Here is an 18,904-nt window from a genome sequence, read left to right as displayed (position 1 = left end):
CTTTCGACTGGCAGGACGCGGCGGCTAAGAGGCGAATAAGGCCGTTTCGCGATCCCTGCGCCATTTATGAACGACCAATGCTTTTATTCAAGGGCAGCCTTGCATTACCAACAAGGCAAATGCAGGCGCCGTGCAAGATTCCGTCATCGGACTGAAACTTTCTTGCGTATTCCGTCGCTTTATATAGAAGCTGCCCCCGGGGAATTAAAGAAAGGCCTGAGCGTGGTTCGCGCTGAACTTGACGTTATCGACATAAAGATATTGCGGGAACTGCAGGCCGACGGCCGCATGACCAATGTGGAGCTTGCCGACCGGGTGGGAATTTCAGCGCCGCCCTGCCTGCGCCGGGTGCGCAAACTCGAAGAGGCGGGTGTCATCGAAGGCTATCACGCGATGCTGAACAGCCCGAAGCTCGGGCTCGATCTCGTCGCTTTCTGCATGGTAGGCCTCAAGCACCAGTCGGAAGCCAATCTGAAGGCCTTTGCCGCTGCCACCACCGAATGGCCGCTGGTGCGCCAGGCCTGGATGGTTTCCGGCGACAGCGATTTCCTGCTGCATTGCGTGGCCCAAAACCTCACCCGCTTCCAGGACTTCGTCATCGAGGTGCTGACGGCTAACGAGCATGTCGATACCGTTCGCACCATGCTGACGATCCGCCAGGTGAAGAAGCTCGGGCTCGTCGAACTGTAGTCTAAAGCGTGTCGCGATCTTCCAGATCCGCTTGCCACGCTTTAGGCTCTTGTTTTCGCATGTCGTTGCCGCAAAACCGCTGCGCACCTTTGCGCGACATGCTTTAGCCTCGCCAGGCCTTGCTCAGCCAATCGGTGTTGCCGATGCGGCGGTACCATTTCTGGCCGCGGCCTTCAAAAACCTCGCTCATTTTCGGACTGCCGGCAAAGACGACGATCTTGGCCTCAGGCGGCCGCTCGGGATCGCGCCAGAAGCTGTTGACGTGGCGGGGCACGCAGGCATTCTTGAAGCTCACGCACCATTCGCGCGGCCAGTATTGCAGATGTCCATGCGCTGCGAGCTGCGCACTCTGGAACTGCTGGGAGATCTCGTATTTGGACATGGCCGCCACCGGATCGGCGACATAGGTGTCCAGAATATAAGCGTGGGCGCCGATTTCGTAGCGGAAGACCGAGCTATTGCCGACCGAGCCCAGGAACTTGTCGCGGGCGGGATTGAGCTTGCGCAGCGGCTTTGCGCGGAAAAGATCGTCGTCGCGGATGATGAAGAACTTGCCCGGATGCTGGAAGAGTGGCTCCAGATCATCGACGATGACGAGATCGAGATCGAGGAAGAGACCGATCCCCTTGAGATCGGCAAGCTCGCGGCGGAAGAGCGAAAGCTTTTGCCAGCGGCGGTCCTTGGAGCCGGCCGGCAGGCCGAGCTCGGGCAGGGGGAAGGTTTCGATTCCCGCCTCGAGGCCCTCCGTATTGTCGGTGAAACAGACGAAACGATGCGGGCGCTTCAGGTGCCTTTTGACGCCGCGATAGAGATTGTTGACATATTCGGGGCCGTAGAGCGTTCCCCACTTCATGCAGAGCACGTTGACCAGATCGTTTTTGTTTGCGGTCGACATCTCCGAGACTCTGCCTTCCTGATATGCCTGTCACTTGGGTTCGGCTTAAGCGTCGAGAAGCTGCTGGTAAATCCGGTTGATCGCTGTCGCTTCCTTTTCCAGCGCGAAATTTTCCCGCACGTGCCGCAGAGCCGTCTCGCCCTGTGCTACGGTCAGCGCAGGATCGGCGAGATAGGTGGCGATGGCTGCCGTCAGTGCGTTGCCGTCGCCGGGTGGTACGATGACGCCGTTTTCGCCTGCTACGATCATTTCGGCATAGGCGCCGGCATCGGAGGCGACGACCGGTGTCTTCGACGCCATGGCTTCCAGCGGAGTCAGTCCGAATCCTTCGTTGCGAGAGGGGGCAACATAGAGCGTCAGGCGGCGATACCAGACCTTGATATCTGGCACTTCGCCAATGAAGACGATGCGGTCGGTCAGACCGGCTGCGGCAATATCGGCCTTCAGCTTGTCGGCGAACGCCGTGTGCTCCGGGGTGACGCGACCGGAAATGACAGCCGTCCAGTCCGGATGCCGCGGCAGCAGCGCGATCATCGCCTGCACGAAAAGATCGGTGCCTTTCTGATGGCGCACGCGGCCGAAGCAGCCAATGAGATAGCGGCCGGGCAAGCCGGTGGCGGCGATCGTATCGTCAGGCCCTTCGGGCGGATGGAAAAGCGTGAGATCGACGCCGTGCTGGATGACCGTGTACGGCACCTTGAGGAAGGAGCCGGAACGGCTGCTGGTGGCGATGACAGCATCCATCTGGCGGATCAGCCAACGGGTGTAGGAGGTATGGCGGCGCTGGGCGGCTGAGGTGAAGACGAACTTCAGCGGCATGCGCAGCACGTGGCGCATGAGGATGCCAACAGCCATCTCATTGTTGCGGCGCGCGTGCCAGACGCGGTGACGCCGCCCGGCTGGCGGACGCCAGAGGCCAGCAAGCTGCGCCCATTTCAGGCGCGGAAGTTCCGGCGGAAGGCCGGGGCCGAGGGCCGCGATCCTGATCCCCAGCCGGATCTGGCAGGGGATGAGCTGGACAATCGTCGACGTGACGCCGGAGAGCCGGCGTTTCAGGTTGGGCGCGATGATCTCGACGTCACTGATATCCGGCACTGGCTGCTCTTGAAGAGGAAGGCGCGGGCGATCAGCCCCAGGAGACGGAGAGGATTTCGTAGGCCTTCGAACCACCCGGCGCGTTGACTTCGATGGAATCGCCGACTTCCTTGCCGATCAGCGCGCGGGCGATCGGGGAGGAGATGGAAATACGGCCCTGCTTCACGTCGGCTTCCTGATCGCCGACGATCTGATAGGTCTTTTCCTCTTCGGTGTCCTCGTCGACGAGCTTCACCTTGGCGCCGAACTTGATCTTGTTGCCCGACATCTTCGAGAGATCGATGATCTCGGCGCGGGCCGTCAGGTCTTCGAGCTCGGCAACGCGGCCTTCATTGTGGCTCTGCGCTTCCTTGGCGGCATGGTACTCGGCATTTTCGGAAAGGTCGCCATGGGCGCGCGCCTCCGCAATTGCCTCGATGATTCGCGGGCGCTCCTCCTGCTGACGCCAGCGCAGTTCTTCCTGCAGCTTGACGAAACCACCCTGTGTCATCGGTACCTTATCAACCATTTTTTCGTCCTTCTCTCCCCGCATCCGCAGTTCTCGCAGACACAAAAGAAAACAGGTCCCGAAGGGAACTTCGGAACCGTGCTACAATCTTAGTTCGTTGCTTATAGCAGATCGGCACGCGCGATTTCCATAAAATTCTTACCGAAGCTTTCCGCATCCCGCAGAAGTACCTGCTTTTGAAGGGAAGTTGGATGGATGCTCACTTCTTCGTCTTGATTTTGCCGCCGTGAACATTTAGAGAACATTCTGATGAAGAAATCGCTTAAAGAACGGTTGGCGATCCTCTCAGACGCCGCCAAATATGGCGCTTCCTGTGCCTCCAGCGGCAGGGGCAAACGGGTTCGGTAGCCTCCAGTGCCCGTGTCAGGGGAGGAAGACCGGGGCCTTCGGCAGGTTCGGCGGATTATATCCGGTCACCATGCGCACCCTCACGGATTCATGCAGGTTTGCGCCATCGGGGATGAAACGCCTGTCTTCGCGGGGCAGATAAATACCCCTTCTGTCGCCGCGCTTGCGCCAGGAGTTTTCCGGCACGCGCCGCGGAATATATTCGAGCAGTTTCCAGCCTACGCTCATTGAGTCATGCAGCGGTGCGGCCGCATTGAGCTCGACATAGTACTTGTCGCTCTTGCCAAGGACGATGTTGTTGATCGTACGCGAAACGTAGAGCAGGCCTGCAGGCCCCGTTTCGCGGATCATCCAGTCAAGCGGTATCTTGATCTGGGCGCTCTCAGCCTCCGGGTAACCGCCGCCGATATCGCCGTGGACACCGGCAAACCAGACCTCCTTGAAATCCTGCTTTGCGGTCGCGGGCTTGAAGGGATTGCCGCGATAGTCCTGATCCGGCGTCCACGCTTCCGGCTGGAACATCGTTCTTCGCTCGTCGATTGCCATTGCGTGGCGCACAAATTCGACGCTTGGATTCTTGCGGGTGAAAGGATGGGTCTTGAACTGAATGCGCCCTTTGCCCTTTTCGATGACAGAGGCAACCGTATCGAAGAGACCAAGCAGCTTGATCGGCGGACGGTCATTGCGCAGCATGCGCTCGTAGAGCCGCATGCTCTTGAAGGCTGATGAGGGATCTCCGCCATCGGCGCGCTGCTCCTGTTCGGGAATGCCCTTGTAGGTTCTGTAAGCGTAGTCGAGCAGGTTCAGGCGATATCTGCTGCACAGCCCAAAGGCATGGATGAAACCTGCGAGAACTCGGGCCGTATAGGCGCCGCGGCTGAAGCCGAAAATATAGATGCGGTCCCTGTCGGGATGGCCTCCGTGATCGTCGGGCGTGCCGGCATCGTAATTTTCGACGAGGAAGCGGTAGGCGCCTTTGACGTTTTCATCGAGACCCCAACCAGTTGTAAGGCCCCAGACCTCGATAGACTTGCGGTAGAAGGGCGACCAGGCATCTGCCGCACCCAGCGTGCCGACGCCGGGGTCGTAATAGACGATCTGTTCGTCGGAGCGCTTCAGCGTTCCGAACAGACGCAAAATATTGGTGCGGTCTGCAGTTATCTCGTTCGACGTGCCGTCGAACAGGATGACGATATTCTTCGACATGCTGCTTCCCCGATACGGCCGGGGAGCAGGCTAACACCAAGTATCCATGTCTGCAATTTTGGGTCGCAGTTTTGACGAGCCGAGGACTCGAGCGCGAAGAGGCGATGCCTCTTCGCGGGATCAGAAGTAGCTCTGCAGCGGGCGGACTTCGAGATTGCCAGCCTTGAGCGCCTTGATGGCCTGCGCGGCCGCTTCGGCGCCGGCCATCGTGGTGTAGTAAGGCACCTTCTGCATCAGCGTGGCGCGGCGCAGCGACTTCGAATCCGAGATCGCCTTGTTGCCGTCGGTCGTGTTGATGACGAGCTGGACCTGGCGGTTGCGGATGGCGTCCTCGATGTGTGGGCGTCCCTCGAGAACCTTGTTGATCTTGGTCGCCTCGATGCCGTTTTCCGCGAGGAAGCGGGCCGTGCCACCGGTTGCCAATACCTTGAAGCCCTGTTCGACGAGGATACGGATCGCCGGCAGGACGCGGGGCTTGTCGGCATCACGCACGGACACGAAGACCGTGCCTTCACGCGGCAGTTCGACGCCTGCACCGAGCTGCGATTTGGCAAAGGCCAGAGCGAAATCGTTGTCGAGGCCGATGACTTCGCCGGTAGAGCGCATTTCCGGGCCGAGCAGCGTATCAACGCCGGGGAAGCGGGCGAAGGGGAAGACAGCTTCCTTGACGGCAATGTGCTTGAGGGCGCGCGGGTCGGGCTTCTCACCGTAGGCGGCGAAGGTCGCATCGAGCTTTTCGCCAGCCATGACGCGGGCAGCGATCTTGGCGATCGGCGCGCCGATGGTCTTGGCGACAAAGGGCACGGTACGGGAGGCGCGCGGGTTGACTTCGAGAACGTAGACGGTGTCGTCCTTGATGGCGAACTGTACGTTCATCAGGCCGCCGACATTGAGCGCCTTTGCCATGGCCTTGGCCTGACGCTCCAGCTCGTCGAGCATCTCGCGCGAAAGCGTGCGCGGCGGAAGCGAGCAGGCGCTATCGCCGGAATGGATCCCGGCTTCTTCGATATGTTCCATGATGCCGGCGACATAAACGTCGGTGCCGTCGGAGAGGCAGTCGACGTCGACTTCGATGGCGTTCGTCAGGTAGCTGTCGAAGAGGAGCGGGTTCTTGCCTAGCAGGGTGTTGATCTGGCCGGTCTTGTCGTTCGGGTAGCGCTGCTTGATATCCTCGGGTACCAGTTCCGGAACGGTATCGAGCAGGTAGGTCTGCAACTGGCTCTCGGCATGGATGATCTGCATGGCGCGGCCCCCGAGCACGTAGGACGGGCGAACGACCAGCGGGAAGCCGATTTCAGCGGCAACCAGGCGAGCCTGCTCGACCGAGTAGGCGATGCCGTTGTTCGGCTGGTTGAGATCGAGCTTCATCAGAAGCTTCTGGAACCGGTCGCGGTCTTCTGCGAGGTCGATCATATCGGGCGCGGTGCCGAGGATGGGGATGCCATTCTTTTCCAGCGCCTCTGCAAGCTTCAGCGGGGTCTGGCCGCCGAACTGGACGATGACGCCGACGACTTCGCCCTTTTCCTGCTCGGCACGCAGGATTTCGATCACATCTTCGGCCGTCAGCGGCTCGAAATAGAGGCGATCGGAGGTATCGTAGTCGGTCGAAACCGTTTCCGGGTTGCAGTTGATCATGATCGCTTCATAGCCTGCATCCTTCAGCGCGAAGGCGGCATGGCAGCAGCAATAGTCGAACTCGATACCCTGGCCGATACGGTTGGGACCGCCGCCGAGGATGACGACCTTCTTGCGGTCGGAGACCAGTGCCTCGGAGCGCGCAGCGCCGACAAAGGGCGTCTCATAGGTCGAGTACATATAGGCGGTCGGCGAGGCGAATTCGGCAGCGCAGGTGTCGATGCGCTTGAAGACCGGGCGGACGTTCAGCGAGTTGCGCAGCCCTGCCACTTCCTTCGGGCGCTTGCCGGTCAGCGTGGCGAGGCGGGCATCGGAGAAGCCCATGGCCTTCAGCATGCGAAGGTTGGTCTCGTCGGTCGGCAGGCCGTGTTCGCGGATGCGGGCTTCCATGTCGACGATGTTCTTCAGCTGGGCGATGAACCAGGGGTCGATCTTGCAGCCTTCGTGAACTTCTTCGATAGTCAGACCCATGCGCAGCGCCTGGGCGACCATGCGCAGGCGATCCGGCGTCGGCGTGCCGATAGCGGCACGGATGGCGTTCAGGCTGGATTCGCCTTCTTCGGCATCGGGGATCTCGATTTCGTCGAGGCCGGTCAGGCCGGTTTCGAGGCCGCGCAGCGCCTTCTGCAGCGATTCCGCAAAAGTACGGCCGATTGCCATGACTTCACCGACCGACTTCATGGCCGTGGTCAGGACCGGCGAGGCGCCGGGGAACTTTTCGAAAGCGAAACGCGGGATCTTGGTGACGACATAGTCGATCGACGGTTCGAAGGAGGCAGGCGTCGCGCCGCCGGTAATGTCGTTTTCCAACTCGTCGAGCGTATAGCCGATGGCGAGCTTGGCGGCGATTTTGGCGATTGGAAAGCCAGTGGCCTTGGAGGCGAGTGCCGAGGAGCGCGAGACGCGCGGGTTCATTTCGATGACGACGAGGCGGCCGTCCTTGGGGTTGACGGCGAACTGCACGTTCGAGCCGCCGGTCTCGACGCCGATCTCACGCAGCACCGCGATCGAGGCGTTGCGCATGATCTGGTATTCCTTGTCCGTCAGCGTCAGCGCCGGGGCAACGGTGATCGAATCGCCGGTATGGACACCCATCGGATCGATGTTTTCGATCGAGCAGATGATGATGCAATTGTCCGCCTTGTCGCGGACGACTTCCATCTCATATTCCTTCCAGCCGAGAACGGATTCTTCGACGAGAACTTCCGTGGTCGGCGAGGCATCGAGGCCGCTGCCGACGATTTCGAAGAATTCCGAGCGGTTATAGGCAATGCCGCCGCCGGTGCCGCCGAGGGTGAAGGACGGGCGGATGATGGCCGGCAGGCCGACATGGTCGATCGCTTGAGCGGCGATTGCCATGGCATGGCTCATGTAGCGCTGCTTGCGGTCGCTCTCGCCGAGGTTCCACTGGTTTTCCAGCTCGTCGAGCGCCTTGTCGAGCGCGGGGCCGGAGAGGCTTTCGCGCAGCTTGGTGCGCTCGGCTTCATGAGTCTTGCGGTCGGCGTCCTTGATGTCGGTGGCGTTCGCCAGCATCGAGCGCGGTGTTTCAAGGCCGATGCGGGCCATCGCCTCGCGGAACAGCGCTCGATCCTCAGCCATGTCGATGGCGGCAGGTTTTGCGCCGATCATCTCGACATTGTAGCGGTCGAGCACGCCCATGCGCTTCAGGGAGAGCGCGGTGTTCAGCGCCGTCTGGCCGCCCATGGTCGGCAGTAGTGCGTCGGGGCGCTCCTTGGCGATGATCTTGGCGACGACTTCAGGGGTGATCGGCTCGACATAGGTTGCGTCGGCGAGACCCGGGTCGGTCATGATGGTGGCCGGGTTGGAGTTGACGAGGATGACGCGGTAGCCTTCCTCCTTCAGCGCCTTGCAGGCCTGGGTGCCGGAATAGTCGAATTCGCAAGCCTGGCCAATGACGATCGGTCCCGCGCCGATGATGAGGATCGATTTGATGTCTTGGCGCTTCGGCATGGGCGATATCCATTTCTAGCTGCGCAAAAAGCCGGCCAGGGTGGGAGGTCACCGGGTCGGGTCGCGCATTGAGGGTCTTTTCAGGCTAGAAGCGGCTTATAGGCAAATGTTTTTGCAAACGGAACCCCATAAATCATGGAATCGACAGGAATCCGAATGGGTCTCTGGAAGCCTATTGCCCGCCTGGCACGACGAGCGTGCGAATCTCGCCGCCAAGCGCCGGATTGGCGATGGCTTCGGGTGCCTGTTCAAGCGTGATCCGGCGCGAAATCAGCTGCTCGACCTTGATCGCGCCCGAGGCGATGAGATCGGCCGCGCGCCCGTGCGTGAAAGGGTTGAGGAAAGAGCTGACGAGGTTCACTTCGCGAAACAGCAGATCGAAGGGTTCGATCTCTATCTTTGCGCCTTGCGGCATGACGCCGAGGATGACGGCAGTACCGCCGCGTCTTGCGAGCTTGGGAGCCTGCATCATCGTTTCCGGCACGCCAGCACATTCAAAGACGATGTCGGCGCCGCCGGGCAGCAATCCGCCTTCGCCGGTAATGCCGCTGACGGCATCAGCCTGTGACGGATCGAAGGTCGCCGTCGCGCCAAGCCTTTCAGCAAGCGCGCGTTTCTCGGCATTGCGGGTGACGAGAAGAATGCGTGTCGCACCGGCAAGCCGGGCAAGCTGGACGGTGAGCAGGCCAATCACACCGCCGCCAAGCACGATGACGGAAGCACCTGTCTTGATGTTGGCGAGATCGACGCCGTGCAGGCAGCAGGCGAGCGGCTCGCAAAAGGCGCCGTGCAGGGGATCGAGGCCGAGCGGCAGGGCGAAGGCCTGTTTCTGCGGGAGGATGACATAATCGGCAAAACCACCGTCTCTATGGATGCCGATCGCCTGCAGGTTCCGGCAGAGATTGACGCGGCCATTGTGGCATTGCTCGCAGCGACCGCAGGCGATGTTCGGATCGCCCGTCACGCGGATGCCGTGACGAAAGCCGGTGACTTCGGGGCCGACAGCTTCGATGATGCCGGCGAATTCGTGGCCAAGGGTCACCGGTGGATGAGATGGGAATTCACCCAAGAAAAGATGCCGGTCAGTGCCGCAGATACCGCAGGCTTCGATGCGCACCAATAGGTCACCCGGTCCGGGAACGGGCTTTTCGACCTCACGCAGAAACAGCTTTCCGGTCGCTTCCAGGCGCACGGCTTTCATCGGCATTCTCCTCCAGGTCTCCTCGTCATCAGGAAGCGGGAAAGCAGGAGTCGCGTCAAGCATTTGCCGGCATTTCTTCAGCCGAAGCGTTTGCGGGCTTCCTCGGCAAAACTCCGGCTGACCGGGATCTGCGCGCCGTCGCGGGTGAGGATGATGATCTTGCCGTTGTCGCGTTTCAGGGATTCGACATGAGCGTCTGCCACCCAATGCGACCTGTGCACCTGAAGCCCTGGCGTTCCTCCGATCTCGCGCAGCGCATCGGAAAAGCGCAGGAGCACCAGCTCGCGGCCGCGGCTGGTGACGACCTCGGTATAATGGTCCTGCACGGAAAGGCGCAGCAGGGCACCGCGGTTCTGCGGCTTCAGCCGGTCGAGGATCGAGGCTGCCGGAGGTGTTTGCGCCGTTGCCTGCTCGATCTGGCGATGCATGGCGAGGTAGGTCAGAAAACAGAAGAGGGCGCAGAGCGGCAGCGCGAAGAGCGCCCTTGCGAGGCTGCCGTTGAACGAAGCCGGATTGCCGCTGAAGGCATAGCCGACAAGGCCGATCGCAAAGCCGATCGGCAGGGCTGCGACCAGTGAGCCGATCATCATGCGCCAGAACATGCGATCCAACACCTTGCGCAGCAGCGCATCGGCAAGAACCGAAAACAGGATGGCAATCGACCAGGCGACGGCGTGCAGGATCAACCAGTAGGCGAAGCGCTCGCCGGCTGCCATGCTTTTCATCGTGCCGTAGGGGCCGGTGATCGTGAAGATCAGAACGACGGCGAGGAAGGTTCCCCAGAAGCGCGGCGCGCGCCAGAAGACCTGCAATTCGCGAAGCGTGGATTGCAAGGATGGGTGATCCACGAAGTTTTCCCGCCGTCTACGCCATGTTTGTTGAGAGGAATGCAGTCATGCCGGAAACAGGGGACGAATTCAACCGGAGCCCCTCATGACCCTGGAACCTCTGCTTAATGCCCCTATTGCCATTCAGATCCACGTTGCCGCCGTGGTGCCGGCGGCTATCCTCGGCGCCTATCTGCTCGCATGGCCGAAGGGCACGCCGCGGCACCGTCTTCTCGGCAAGATCTGGATGGTGCTGATGGTAGTGACGGCTCTGTCGAGCTTCTTCATCCACCAGATCAATCTCGTCTATGGCTTCAGCCCAATCCATCTTCTTTCCGTCGTCGTGCTCGCCGGAAGCTGGCGGGCGGTTCTTGCCGCGCGGCGGCATGATATCCGTGCACATCGGCGGATCGTATCGGGCATGTATTTCGGCGGTATCGTCGTTGCCGGCCTTGCAACGCTGCTGCCGGGTCGGCTGATGCATGCGGTCACATTCTCCGGCAATAGCTGGCTGGCCCTGGCGCTGCTCGGGCTGGTCACCGCTGCGATCGGCGCGGCCATCGGGTTTCGTCCGCGCCGCAGCCGGGTCGCGTGAGGAAGCGGCTGGAATTCGTCCTCGCGGCGGATATATAACTGACTCCTGAGAGCATGCATGGGCGCATCGCCGGGGAGATCGAACATGGAATGGAAAGGCCGGCGTCAGTCCGACAATATCGAGGATCGCCGTAGCGATCCATCCGGTGGCATGGGACGCAATCCCTTCGGCCGCGGTGGCGGCTTCAGCTTTCCGTCAGGCGGCGGCGTTGGCCGTCGTGGCGGCGGGCTCAGCATTGGCACGATCATCTTTCTCGTCGTCATCTACCTGATCTTCAAGGCGATGGGCATCGACCTGATGCAGGTGATGGATGGCGGCGGCGGCTCGACAGGTGGTTCTGGCTATTCGCAGAGCGAATCCTCCACGCAGGCTCCTGCCAATGACGAGATGACCGCCTTCGTGCGCACTGTTCTCGCCGAAACCGAAGATACCTGGCACGGCATCTTCCAGTCGCAGGGCAAGGATTATGAGGAACCGCGCCTCGTTCTCTTCTCCGGACAGACGCAGTCGGCCTGTGGATTTGCATCCGCTGCGACCGGACCGTTCTATTGCCCCGGTGATCACAAGGTCTATCTCGACACGGCCTTCTTCCAACAGCTTTCCGATCAGTTCGGCGCATCCGGCGATTTCGCCGAAGCCTATGTGGTCGCCCATGAGGTGGGCCATCATGTGCAGAACCTGCTCGGAATCCTGCCGAAGTTCAATCAGGCGCGCCAGAGCATGAGCGAGGCCGATGCCAACAAGATGTCGGTCCGGGTTGAACTGCAGGCGGATTGCTTCGCCGGCATCTGGGGCAAGTATACGCAGCAGAAGGGTATCCTCGACGCCGGCGATCTGGAGGAGGCGTTGAATGCCGCCCAGCAGATCGGCGACGATACGCTGCAGAAGCGTTCGCAAGGCTATGTCGTGCCTGAGAGTTTCAACCACGGTACGTCGGCGCAGCGCATGCGCTGGTTCAAGCGTGGTTTCGACAGCGGGCAGCTTTCGGCCTGCGATACATTCTCCAACCCGATCTGATCAGGATATCCGGCACCCAGCCCGAAGGCAGGGTGCCGGTAGGCCGGGCAGCTTATTTTTCGCTGTCCATGTGCTTGAGCTGGGCTTCCGGATAACGGGCGCCCTTGGCGGCTCCCTTCGGCACGGCGCGTTCGATGGCGGAGAGATCGTCTGCGGTGAGTTCCACCGCGCGGGAACCGAGCGCTTCCGTCAGCCGGTCGCGGCGGCGGGCGCCGACCAGCGGCACGATATCCTTGCCCTGCGCCGCCACCCAGGCGATCGCGACCTGCGCGACCGAGGCGCCCTTGAGGGTGGCGATCTTTCTGAGTTCTTCCACCAAAGCAAGGTTCTCGTCGATATTGCCTTCCTGAAAGCGGGGGCTGACGGCGCGGAAATCGCCTGTTCCATGCTGCCCCTTCTGCCAGTGGCCACTGATGAGGCCGCGCGACAGCACACCGTAAGCAGTGATGGAGATGCCGAGCTCGCGGGTCGCGGGCAGGATTTCATCCTCGATGCCACGGGAGATCAGCGAATATTCGATCTGCAGGTCGGCAATCGGTGCGACGGCAGCGGCCCGGCGGATCGTATCGGCGCCGACTTCGGAGAGGCCGACATGGCGGACGTAACCCGCCTTGATGAGATCAGAGATCGCACCGACCGTCTCCTCGATCGGCACGTTGGGATCGAGGCGGGCAGGGCGGTAGATATCGATATAGTCGACGCCGAGGCGCTGCAGCGTATAGGCAAGGAAGTTCTTCACGGCGATCGGACGGGCGTCGTAGCCATTCCAGCCGCTTGAGGGATCGCGCAAGGCGCCGAACTTGACGCTGATGATGGCGTCTTCGCGCTTGCGGCCCTTGAGCGCCTCACCGATCAGCATTTCATTATGGCCCATGCCATAGAAGTCGCCTGTGTCGAGCAGGTTGACGCCGGCATCGAGTGCTGCGTGGATGGTCGCAATGCTTTCAGCGCGATCAGACGGGCCGTACATGCCCGACATGCCCATGCAGCCGAGGCCGATAGTCGAGACTTCTGGACCGGTTTTTCCCAAGCGATAGGTCTGCATTTTCTTCTCCTTCAGCAACGCCCCGACGGCGTCTTCGGATGCCGTTTTACCGCGGCCGAATTTGTGCGATAATCCGGATAGTCTCGAACAGGCCGTACGGGAAAATGCACAATGGACGACCTTCCCCTCAGTGATCTGGATGCCTTTGCCGCAATTGCAAGAGAGCGCAGCTTCCGTTCCGCAGCCCGCAAGCGCGAGGTTTCTGCGTCGTCGCTGAGTGATTCCCTGCGGCGCCTCGAAGAGCGGCTCGGTGTTAGGCTTCTCAATCGGACGACGCGCTCCGTCACGCCGACGGCGGCGGGACAGCGATTGCTCGAGAGGCTTTCGCCGGCGCTTGCGGAAGTGGCGGCCGCGCTCGGTCAGCTCGACAATTTTCGAGACAGTCCGGCAGGCACGCTCAGGCTCAACGTGCCTGGTATCGTCGTGAAGCTTTTCATGGCCGATCTCGTCGCACGGTTTCTGGCGCTTTACCCGCAGATCACGCTGGAGATCATTGCCGACGATAATTTCATCGACGTGCTGGCCGCCGGTTTCGATGCCGGTGTTCGCTATGACGAGAGGCTGGAGCGCGACATGATCGCCGTGCCGATCGGGCCGCGCCGGCAGCGCTATGTAACGGTAGCAGCTCCTTCCTATCTGGCAAAGCGGGGCACGCCGCAGCATCCGCGGGATCTGCTGGAGCATAGCTGTATCCGCCATCGCTTCATCAGCGGCGCTTCGCTTGCCTGGGAATTCGAAAGGGGTGACGAAGCGCTCGTGATTACGCCATCCGGTCCCATCATCGCCAATGCTGTGGAAATGGAGATCGAGGCCGCACTTGCCGGTCTCGGCGTCATCCGTACCTTTGAAGAACTGCTTGCGTCGGGCATTGCGGAGGGCAGGCTGGTGCCGATCCTTGAGGAATGGGACAGCGAGTTTTCCGGCCCGTTTCTCTATTATCCGAGCCGCCACCACATGCCCGCGCCATTGCGGGCTTTTGTCGATTTTGTACGGATGGAGCAGCGAAAGAGCGTGTGAACCGCTGTTTTGGCGGCCTCTCCATCAAAAACATTGAAATGTTCACGTATTGTTTCGGTCATTCCAATCGGCTATGTCATATATCCGGCGACGAGATCGTCTTTCCAGAAAATATCAGCTGTAGAGATGTCTTATGCTTGATCCGAAATTCGTTCGCCGCGGCCTTTTCCTGGTCTTCATCATTCTCTTTCTGGACGTTATCGGCATTGCCATCATCATGCCGGTCCTGCCCGTTTATCTTGAGCAGTTGACGGGCGGTACGGTCAGCGATGCGGCTGTCGATGGCGGCTGGCTGATGCTGATCTACTCGCTGATGCAATTCCTGTTTGCGCCGCTGCTTGGAAACTTGAGCGACCGTTTCGGGCGCCGTCCGATCCTGCTGCTCTCGGTGCTGACCTTCGCGTTCGATAATTTCATCTGCGCTATCGCCACCAGTTACTGGATGCTTTTCGTCGGCAGAGTGCTTGCCGGTATCAGCGGCGGCAGTTTCGCCACCTGCTCGGCTTACATTGCCGACATCAGCAATGAAGAGAACCGCGCCAAGAATTTCGGCCTGATCGGTATCGCCTTCGGTGTCGGTTTCACGGTCGGTCCCGTCATCGGCGGCTTCCTCGGCGAGTTCGGGCCGCGCGTGCCGTTCTATGGTGCGGCCGCGCTTTCCTTCATCAATTTTGTTGCCGCCTGTTTCCTGCTGCCGGAAACGCTCGAGGCGAAGAACCGCCGTACCTTCGAATGGAAACGCGCAAACCCGCTCGGCGCTTTGCGGCAGATGCGGCACTATCCCGGGATCGGCTGGGTTTGCCTCGTGATGTTTCTGTTTTTCCTCGCCCACGCCGTCTATCCCTCGGTCTGGCCCTTCGTCTCGACCTTCCGCTATGGCTGGAGCGAAGGGCAGATCGGCCTGTCCCTCGGCCTCTATGGGATCGGCGCCGCTGCGGTCATGGGACTCGTTCTGCCGCGTGTTGTGCCTGTTCTCGGTGAATGGAAGACGGCGCTGCTCGGCCTGTGTTTCTCGATGGCCGCTCTCACAGGTTATGCTTTCGCCTGGGAGGGCTGGGTCGTCTATACCGTGATCGTACTGACGGTCATGGAGAATGTTGCCGATCCGCCGCTGCGCAGCATTGCCGCCGGCAAAGTGCCGCCATCCGCACAGGGCGAGCTGCAGGGCGCGCTCACCAGCATCGGCAGTATCACGACAATCATCGGCCCGCTGATCTTCACACAGATGTTCGGCTATTTCACCAAGCCGAATGCGCCGATCACCTTTGCCGGCGCGCCTTATCTGCTGGCCGCTTTTTTCATCCTCCTTGCTGCGGTTGTATTCCTGACGCGGGTGACGACATCGAAAGCACCGGCACAAGCCTTCAACGCGGCGGAGTGATCCATCAAAAACAGTGAAGCTGTGATGAATTTTTCAGCATCTGCTTGTTTTGGGGTAGTTCTTTGCGCCGCTTTGCTCTAAGCCGACGTGATATTTTGCCGCGCTGCGGCCCTTAACGATTCAATCTCAGGAATAGTGTCATGGACACGCCGATCGATGTGCGCGCCGTTGCGCCTGCAAACGACAACCGCTGGTCTGCGCATTTTCGCGCCACGCTGATGCTCGGCGTGCCCCTGATCGGCGCCCAGCTCGCGCAATTCGGCATCGGCATGACCGATGTGATGATCGTCGGTCAGCTTGGAGCCGAGCATCTTGCCGCCATGGTGCTTTCCGCGCAGTTCCTGTTCACGATCCTGATTTTCGGTTCTGGGTTTGCGATTGCCGTTATCCCGATGGTGGCCCAGGCCTATGGCCGCGGCGATGTCGTGAGCGTGCGCCGGTCGCTGCGCATGGGTATCTGGGTCGTCATCTGCTACTGGCTGCTGATGCAGCCGGCCTTCTACAATTCCGAGACGATCCTGCGATACTTCGGACAGAAGCCTGATGTGGCGAAGCTTGCCCACGGCTATATCATCATCGGTCAGTTCGGTGTGCTGCCGGGTCTGCTCTATAATGTCATGCGCGGGCTTGTCAGCGCCATCGGCAAGGCCGGCGTCATTCTCCAGGTCACCATCGCCATGCTGGTGCTGAATGCGATCGGCGCCTACATCCTCGTGCTCGGCCATTTCGGCTTTCCGGTCATGGGCCTGGAAGGGGCCGCAATCGTGTCCGTTGCGGTGCAGGCGGCCGGTTTCCTCTTCATCCTCTCCTACGTACAGGGCAGGGAGGAGACGCGGCGCTATGAGATTTTCGTGCGTTTCTGGAAGCCGGACTGGCATGCCTTCTTTGAGGTCATCCGCCTGGGCTTGCCGATCAGCATCACCATTCTTGCCGAGGTCAGCCTGTTCACGGCGGCCTCGCTGCTGATGGGCCATATCGGCACGATCGAACTTGCCGCGCATGGTATCGCCCTGCAATGGGCCTCGATGGCCTTCATGATCCCGCTCGGCCTCGGTCAGGCGGCAACCGTTCGTGTTGGCGTCGCGCACGGGCAGGGCAATCATGCCGTGCTGGTGCGGGCGGCTATCACGGTGCTCATCATTGCCGCTGCCGCGTCCATCATCGGCAGCATCATCTTTGCGGCCATACCGCAGGTTCTGGCGCGGCTGTTCCTTGATGTCAGTCTGCCGGAGGCGCCGGAGGTGCTGGCCTATGCCGGCCCGCTGATCGTCATTGCTGGTCTCTTCCAGTTCGTCGATGGCCTGCAGGCAATTGCCAGCGGGCTGCTCCGTGGGCTGAAGGATGCGCGCGTGCCAATGGTGATGGCGCTGATTGCCTACTGGCCGATCGGCTTCTTCCTTGCGTGGGCCTTCGCCTTCCCGCTCGGTTTCGGCGGTGTCGGCATCTGGTTAGGCTTTCTTGTCGGGCTTGCGGCCGCGGCCGCCATGCTCTGCACGCGTTTCTACATTCTCGTTCGTCGGGAAGGGGCTGCGGCCGGCGCCTGAGCCGGCCGTCCTGGTATCAGGCGGCCACGGGCTTGTAGCTGGCGATATCTGCGCGGATGCCAAGACGCGCAAACATTTCCTGCGGGTCGAAGTTGGCGGCCTTGTGGGCTGCGGCAACGACTGCCCGCACGCGTTCGACGACATCGGCGCTTTCCCATTCGGCAACCGTCACGAAATTGAATTCGCCGGGACCGGCAACCTGTTCCAGCACCGTATGATTGATGAAGCCGTCCTGTGCCTCCAGCACCTTATGGGTCATCATCACGTTGACGAGAAATTCCTCGCGCGCCGCAGCTGGTACGACGAATTTGTCTATCCTGTAGAAAGCTCCGCTCATCCAATCTTCTCCTGCATCTGATGTGTTGCAGGCAGTTCTGTAATTCCTCAAGTTAAGTTGAGGTCAATATGCCGGCAAGAAATAAAGGCCCGCCTGGGCGAGCCTTGATCCGGTATCAGCGTTCGGCGAGTGCCGCTTCGCCCTTCTTCTCGCGCACCATGTTAACAAAGCGGCGGAAGAGGTAGTGGCTGTCCTGCGGGCCGGGAGAGGCTTCCGGGTGGTGCTGGACGGAAAAGACCGACTTGCCGAGAACGCGCAGGCCGCAATTCGTACCGTCGAACAGCGATACGTGAGTCTCTTCAACGCCTTCGGGCAGCGACTTCGTGTCGACTGCGAAGCCGTGGTTCATGGAGACGATCTCGACCTTGCCGGTCGTGTGATCCTTGACCGGATGGTTTGCGCCGTGGTGGCCCTGATGCATCTTCTCGGTCTTGGCGCCGAGTGCGAGGCCGAGCATCTGGTGGCCGAGGCAGATGCCGAAGACCGGGATATCGGTGCCGATCAGTTCCTTGATGACTGGCACGGCATATTCGCCTGTAGCGGCCGGGTCGCCCGGGCCGTTCGACAGGAAGATGCCGTCCGGCTGAAGGGCGAGCACATCCTGCGCACTCGCCGTTGCCGGCATGACCGTGACCTTGCAGTCGAGACCGGCGAAGAGGCGCAGGATATTGCGCTTCACGCCGTAATCCAGGCAGACGACATGGTACTTGCTGTCGGAGGCGCTGAGTTCGCCGTAGCCTTCGTTCCAGACCCAGGGTGTCTGCGACCACTGCGAGGACTGGCCGGACGAGGCGATCTTGGCAAGGTCGAGGCCTTCGAGGCCGCTCCACGCCTTGGCTTCCGCCTTCAGTGCGTCGATGTCGAAATTGCCCTGGGGATCGTGGGCGATGACGGCGTTGGGCGAGCCGTTTTCGCGGATCCAGGCCGTCAGTGCGCGGGTGTCTATGCCGCAGAGGCCGATGATGCCGCGAGTCTTCAGCCAGGCGTCGAGATGCTTGGCGGCGCGATAGTTCGAGGGCTCGGTGATGTCGGCTTTGAAGATCACGCCGACCGCGCCGTGGCGGGCAGCAGGCGTCAGGTCTTCGATATCTTCTTCGTTGGTGCCGATATTGCCGATATGGGGGAACGTGAAGGTGACGATCTGGCCGAGGTAGGAGGGGTCGGTGAGGATTTCCTCATAGCCAGTCAGCGCCGTGTTGAAGACGGCTTCCGCCTGAACCTTGCCGGTTGCGCCGATGCCCTTGCCCTCGATGACGGTGCCGTCGGCAAGAACGAGCAGGGCGGTGGGCTTTTCGGTTGTCCAGGGTGCTGTCGCGGTCATCTTCATCCCGTTTCCGGCGGGCTTGGCGTTCTGAAAACGCGAGCCGGCCATTTGATCTCGCAGGTGCAGGCGCGCGGCTTTGGCCGCGTTTGACGCCTGATCACGATTTTGGTGCAGGTGGCGGTAGATAGCCACGCTCTCTGCCTAGGTCAATCTTTGTACTGCAGATTGCGGCACTTTTCCTGCCGATATTGCCGGGATTCTCGCAATTTATTTGATCCCACACATCAGCGTGGTTTATGAAAGCGCCATTCCAGAGCGGCGGGCCGGG

General features: G+C 60.9%; 17 protein-coding genes. 6 read left to right on the top strand and 11 right to left on the bottom strand.

Translation table 11 applies throughout. The annotated features are described in order from the left end of the window. The first annotated feature begins 222 nt into the window (after positions 1-222). The gene (locus PMI11_RS28550) at positions 223-690 is read left to right on the top strand and encodes an Lrp/AsnC family transcriptional regulator (RefSeq protein ID WP_007824299.1); all 468 of its coding nucleotides are present in this window, start codon (positions 223-225) and stop codon (positions 688-690) included. A gap of 103 nt (positions 691-793) precedes the next feature. On the opposite strand, the gene PMI11_RS28545 is transcribed toward PMI11_RS28550, so the two are convergent. From PMI11_RS28545 to PMI11_RS28510, 8 genes are all read right to left on the bottom strand, one after another. Then, on the bottom strand, positions 794-1,585 hold the full coding sequence (locus tag PMI11_RS28545) for a hypothetical protein (protein ID WP_007824297.1): 792 nt from the start codon (positions 1,583-1,585) through the stop codon (positions 794-796). A gap of 45 nt (positions 1,586-1,630) precedes the next feature. Beyond that, positions 1,631-2,680, bottom strand: coding sequence for a glycosyltransferase family 4 protein (locus tag PMI11_RS28540; protein WP_007824295.1), 1,050 nt, complete (start codon positions 2,678-2,680; stop codon positions 1,631-1,633). A 31-nt stretch (positions 2,681-2,711) separates the two neighbouring features. Continuing rightward, positions 2,712-3,188 (bottom strand): transcription elongation factor GreA, encoded by a 477-nt coding sequence (gene greA, locus PMI11_RS28535; RefSeq protein WP_007824293.1) that lies wholly within the window; start codon positions 3,186-3,188, stop codon positions 2,712-2,714. Positions 3,189-3,289: 101 nt separating this feature from the next. Beyond that, positions 3,290-3,523: a hypothetical protein gene (locus PMI11_RS37500; RefSeq protein ID WP_037072390.1), complete on the bottom strand. Its 234-nt coding sequence runs from the start codon at positions 3,521-3,523 to the stop codon at positions 3,290-3,292. A gap of 28 nt (positions 3,524-3,551) precedes the next feature. Then, positions 3,552-4,742, bottom strand: coding sequence for a T6SS phospholipase effector Tle1-like catalytic domain-containing protein (locus PMI11_RS28525; protein WP_007824280.1), 1,191 nt, complete (start codon positions 4,740-4,742; stop codon positions 3,552-3,554). A 120-nt stretch (positions 4,743-4,862) separates the two neighbouring features. After that, complete coding sequence (gene carB, locus PMI11_RS28520) at positions 4,863-8,348, bottom strand: carbamoyl-phosphate synthase large subunit (protein ID WP_007824279.1); 3,486 nt, start codon at positions 8,346-8,348, stop codon at positions 4,863-4,865. Positions 8,349-8,520: 172 nt separating this feature from the next. Continuing rightward, the gene (locus PMI11_RS28515) at positions 8,521-9,549 is read right to left on the bottom strand and encodes a zinc-dependent alcohol dehydrogenase family protein (RefSeq protein ID WP_007824278.1); all 1,029 of its coding nucleotides are present in this window, start codon (positions 9,547-9,549) and stop codon (positions 8,521-8,523) included. Positions 9,550-9,626: 77 nt separating this feature from the next. Beyond that, positions 9,627-10,397: a LytTR family DNA-binding domain-containing protein gene (locus tag PMI11_RS28510; protein ID WP_007824277.1), complete on the bottom strand. Its 771-nt coding sequence runs from the start codon at positions 10,395-10,397 to the stop codon at positions 9,627-9,629. Between the two features lie 85 nt (positions 10,398-10,482). Between PMI11_RS28510 and PMI11_RS28505 the strand changes: the two genes are divergently transcribed. Both PMI11_RS28505 and PMI11_RS28500 read left to right on the top strand, forming a co-directional pair. After that, positions 10,483-10,971, top strand: coding sequence for a DUF2306 domain-containing protein (locus tag PMI11_RS28505; RefSeq protein WP_007824276.1), 489 nt, complete (start codon positions 10,483-10,485; stop codon positions 10,969-10,971). An 84-nt stretch (positions 10,972-11,055) separates the two neighbouring features. After that, positions 11,056-11,988 (top strand): KPN_02809 family neutral zinc metallopeptidase, encoded by a 933-nt coding sequence (locus tag PMI11_RS28500; protein WP_007824275.1) that lies wholly within the window; start codon positions 11,056-11,058, stop codon positions 11,986-11,988. A 52-nt stretch (positions 11,989-12,040) separates the two neighbouring features. Here the strand turns inward: PMI11_RS28500 and PMI11_RS28495 are convergent, their stop codons facing one another. Further along, positions 12,041-13,033: an aldo/keto reductase gene (locus tag PMI11_RS28495; protein ID WP_007824273.1), complete on the bottom strand. Its 993-nt coding sequence runs from the start codon at positions 13,031-13,033 to the stop codon at positions 12,041-12,043. 111 nt (positions 13,034-13,144) lie between these two features. On the opposite strand from PMI11_RS28495, the gene PMI11_RS28490 reads away from it, so the two are divergent. From PMI11_RS28490 to PMI11_RS28480, 3 genes are all read left to right on the top strand, one after another. Further along, entirely contained in the window at positions 13,145-14,050 is a 906-nt protein-coding gene (locus PMI11_RS28490; protein ID WP_007824271.1) for a LysR family transcriptional regulator, read from the top strand. 133 nt (positions 14,051-14,183) lie between these two features. Next, complete coding sequence (locus PMI11_RS28485) at positions 14,184-15,431, top strand: TCR/Tet family MFS transporter (protein WP_007824269.1); 1,248 nt, start codon at positions 14,184-14,186, stop codon at positions 15,429-15,431. A gap of 140 nt (positions 15,432-15,571) precedes the next feature. Next, complete coding sequence (locus PMI11_RS28480) at positions 15,572-16,975, top strand: MATE family efflux transporter (RefSeq protein WP_007824263.1); 1,404 nt, start codon at positions 15,572-15,574, stop codon at positions 16,973-16,975. A gap of 16 nt (positions 16,976-16,991) precedes the next feature. Here the strand turns inward: PMI11_RS28480 and PMI11_RS28475 are convergent, their stop codons facing one another. Both PMI11_RS28475 and carA read right to left on the bottom strand, forming a co-directional pair. Continuing rightward, a complete protein-coding gene (locus tag PMI11_RS28475; RefSeq protein WP_007824261.1) occupies positions 16,992-17,312 on the bottom strand; it encodes a hypothetical protein in 321 nt (106 codons plus the stop codon). A 115-nt stretch (positions 17,313-17,427) separates the two neighbouring features. After that, a complete protein-coding gene (gene carA / locus PMI11_RS28470) occupies positions 17,428-18,633 on the bottom strand; it encodes a glutamine-hydrolyzing carbamoyl-phosphate synthase small subunit (protein ID WP_037072428.1) in 1,206 nt (401 codons plus the stop codon). Between the last annotated feature and the right edge of the window lie 271 nt (positions 18,634-18,904).

Source organism: Rhizobium sp. CF142, from assembly GCF_000281145.1.
Taxonomy (GTDB): Bacteria; Pseudomonadota; Alphaproteobacteria; order Rhizobiales; family Rhizobiaceae; genus Rhizobium.
This window is presented reverse-complemented; position numbering and strand designations above follow the sequence as displayed.

Excerpts from the sequence above, each read along its gene's own strand:
- greA (WP_007824293.1), bottom strand. The coding sequence starts at position 3,188 with ATGGTTGATAAGGTACCGATGACACAGGGTGGTTTCGTCAAGCTGCAG.
- PMI11_RS28525 (WP_007824280.1), bottom strand. The coding sequence starts at position 4,742 with ATGTCGAAGAATATCGTCATCCTGTTCGACGGCACGTCGAACGAGATA.
- carA (WP_037072428.1), bottom strand. The coding sequence starts at position 18,633 with ATGACCGCGACAGCACCCTGGACAACCGAAAAGCCCACCGCCCTGCTC.
- PMI11_RS28495 (WP_007824273.1), bottom strand. The coding sequence starts at position 13,033 with ATGCAGACCTATCGCTTGGGAAAAACCGGTCCAGAAGTCTCGACTATC.
- PMI11_RS28515 (WP_007824278.1), bottom strand. The coding sequence starts at position 9,549 with ATGAAAGCCGTGCGCCTGGAAGCGACCGGAAAGCTGTTTCTGCGTGAG.
- PMI11_RS28490 (WP_007824271.1), top strand. The coding sequence starts at position 13,145 with ATGGACGACCTTCCCCTCAGTGATCTGGATGCCTTTGCCGCAATTGCA.
- PMI11_RS28545 (WP_007824297.1), bottom strand. The coding sequence starts at position 1,585 with ATGTCGACCGCAAACAAAAACGATCTGGTCAACGTGCTCTGCATGAAG.
- PMI11_RS28475 (WP_007824261.1), bottom strand. The coding sequence starts at position 17,312 with ATGAGCGGAGCTTTCTACAGGATAGACAAATTCGTCGTACCAGCTGCG.
- PMI11_RS28500 (WP_007824275.1), top strand. The coding sequence starts at position 11,056 with ATGGAATGGAAAGGCCGGCGTCAGTCCGACAATATCGAGGATCGCCGT.
- PMI11_RS28505 (WP_007824276.1), top strand. The coding sequence starts at position 10,483 with ATGACCCTGGAACCTCTGCTTAATGCCCCTATTGCCATTCAGATCCAC.
- carB (WP_007824279.1), bottom strand. The coding sequence starts at position 8,348 with ATGCCGAAGCGCCAAGACATCAAATCGATCCTCATCATCGGCGCGGGA.
- PMI11_RS28485 (WP_007824269.1), top strand. The coding sequence starts at position 14,184 with ATGCTTGATCCGAAATTCGTTCGCCGCGGCCTTTTCCTGGTCTTCATC.
- PMI11_RS28480 (WP_007824263.1), top strand. The coding sequence starts at position 15,572 with ATGGACACGCCGATCGATGTGCGCGCCGTTGCGCCTGCAAACGACAAC.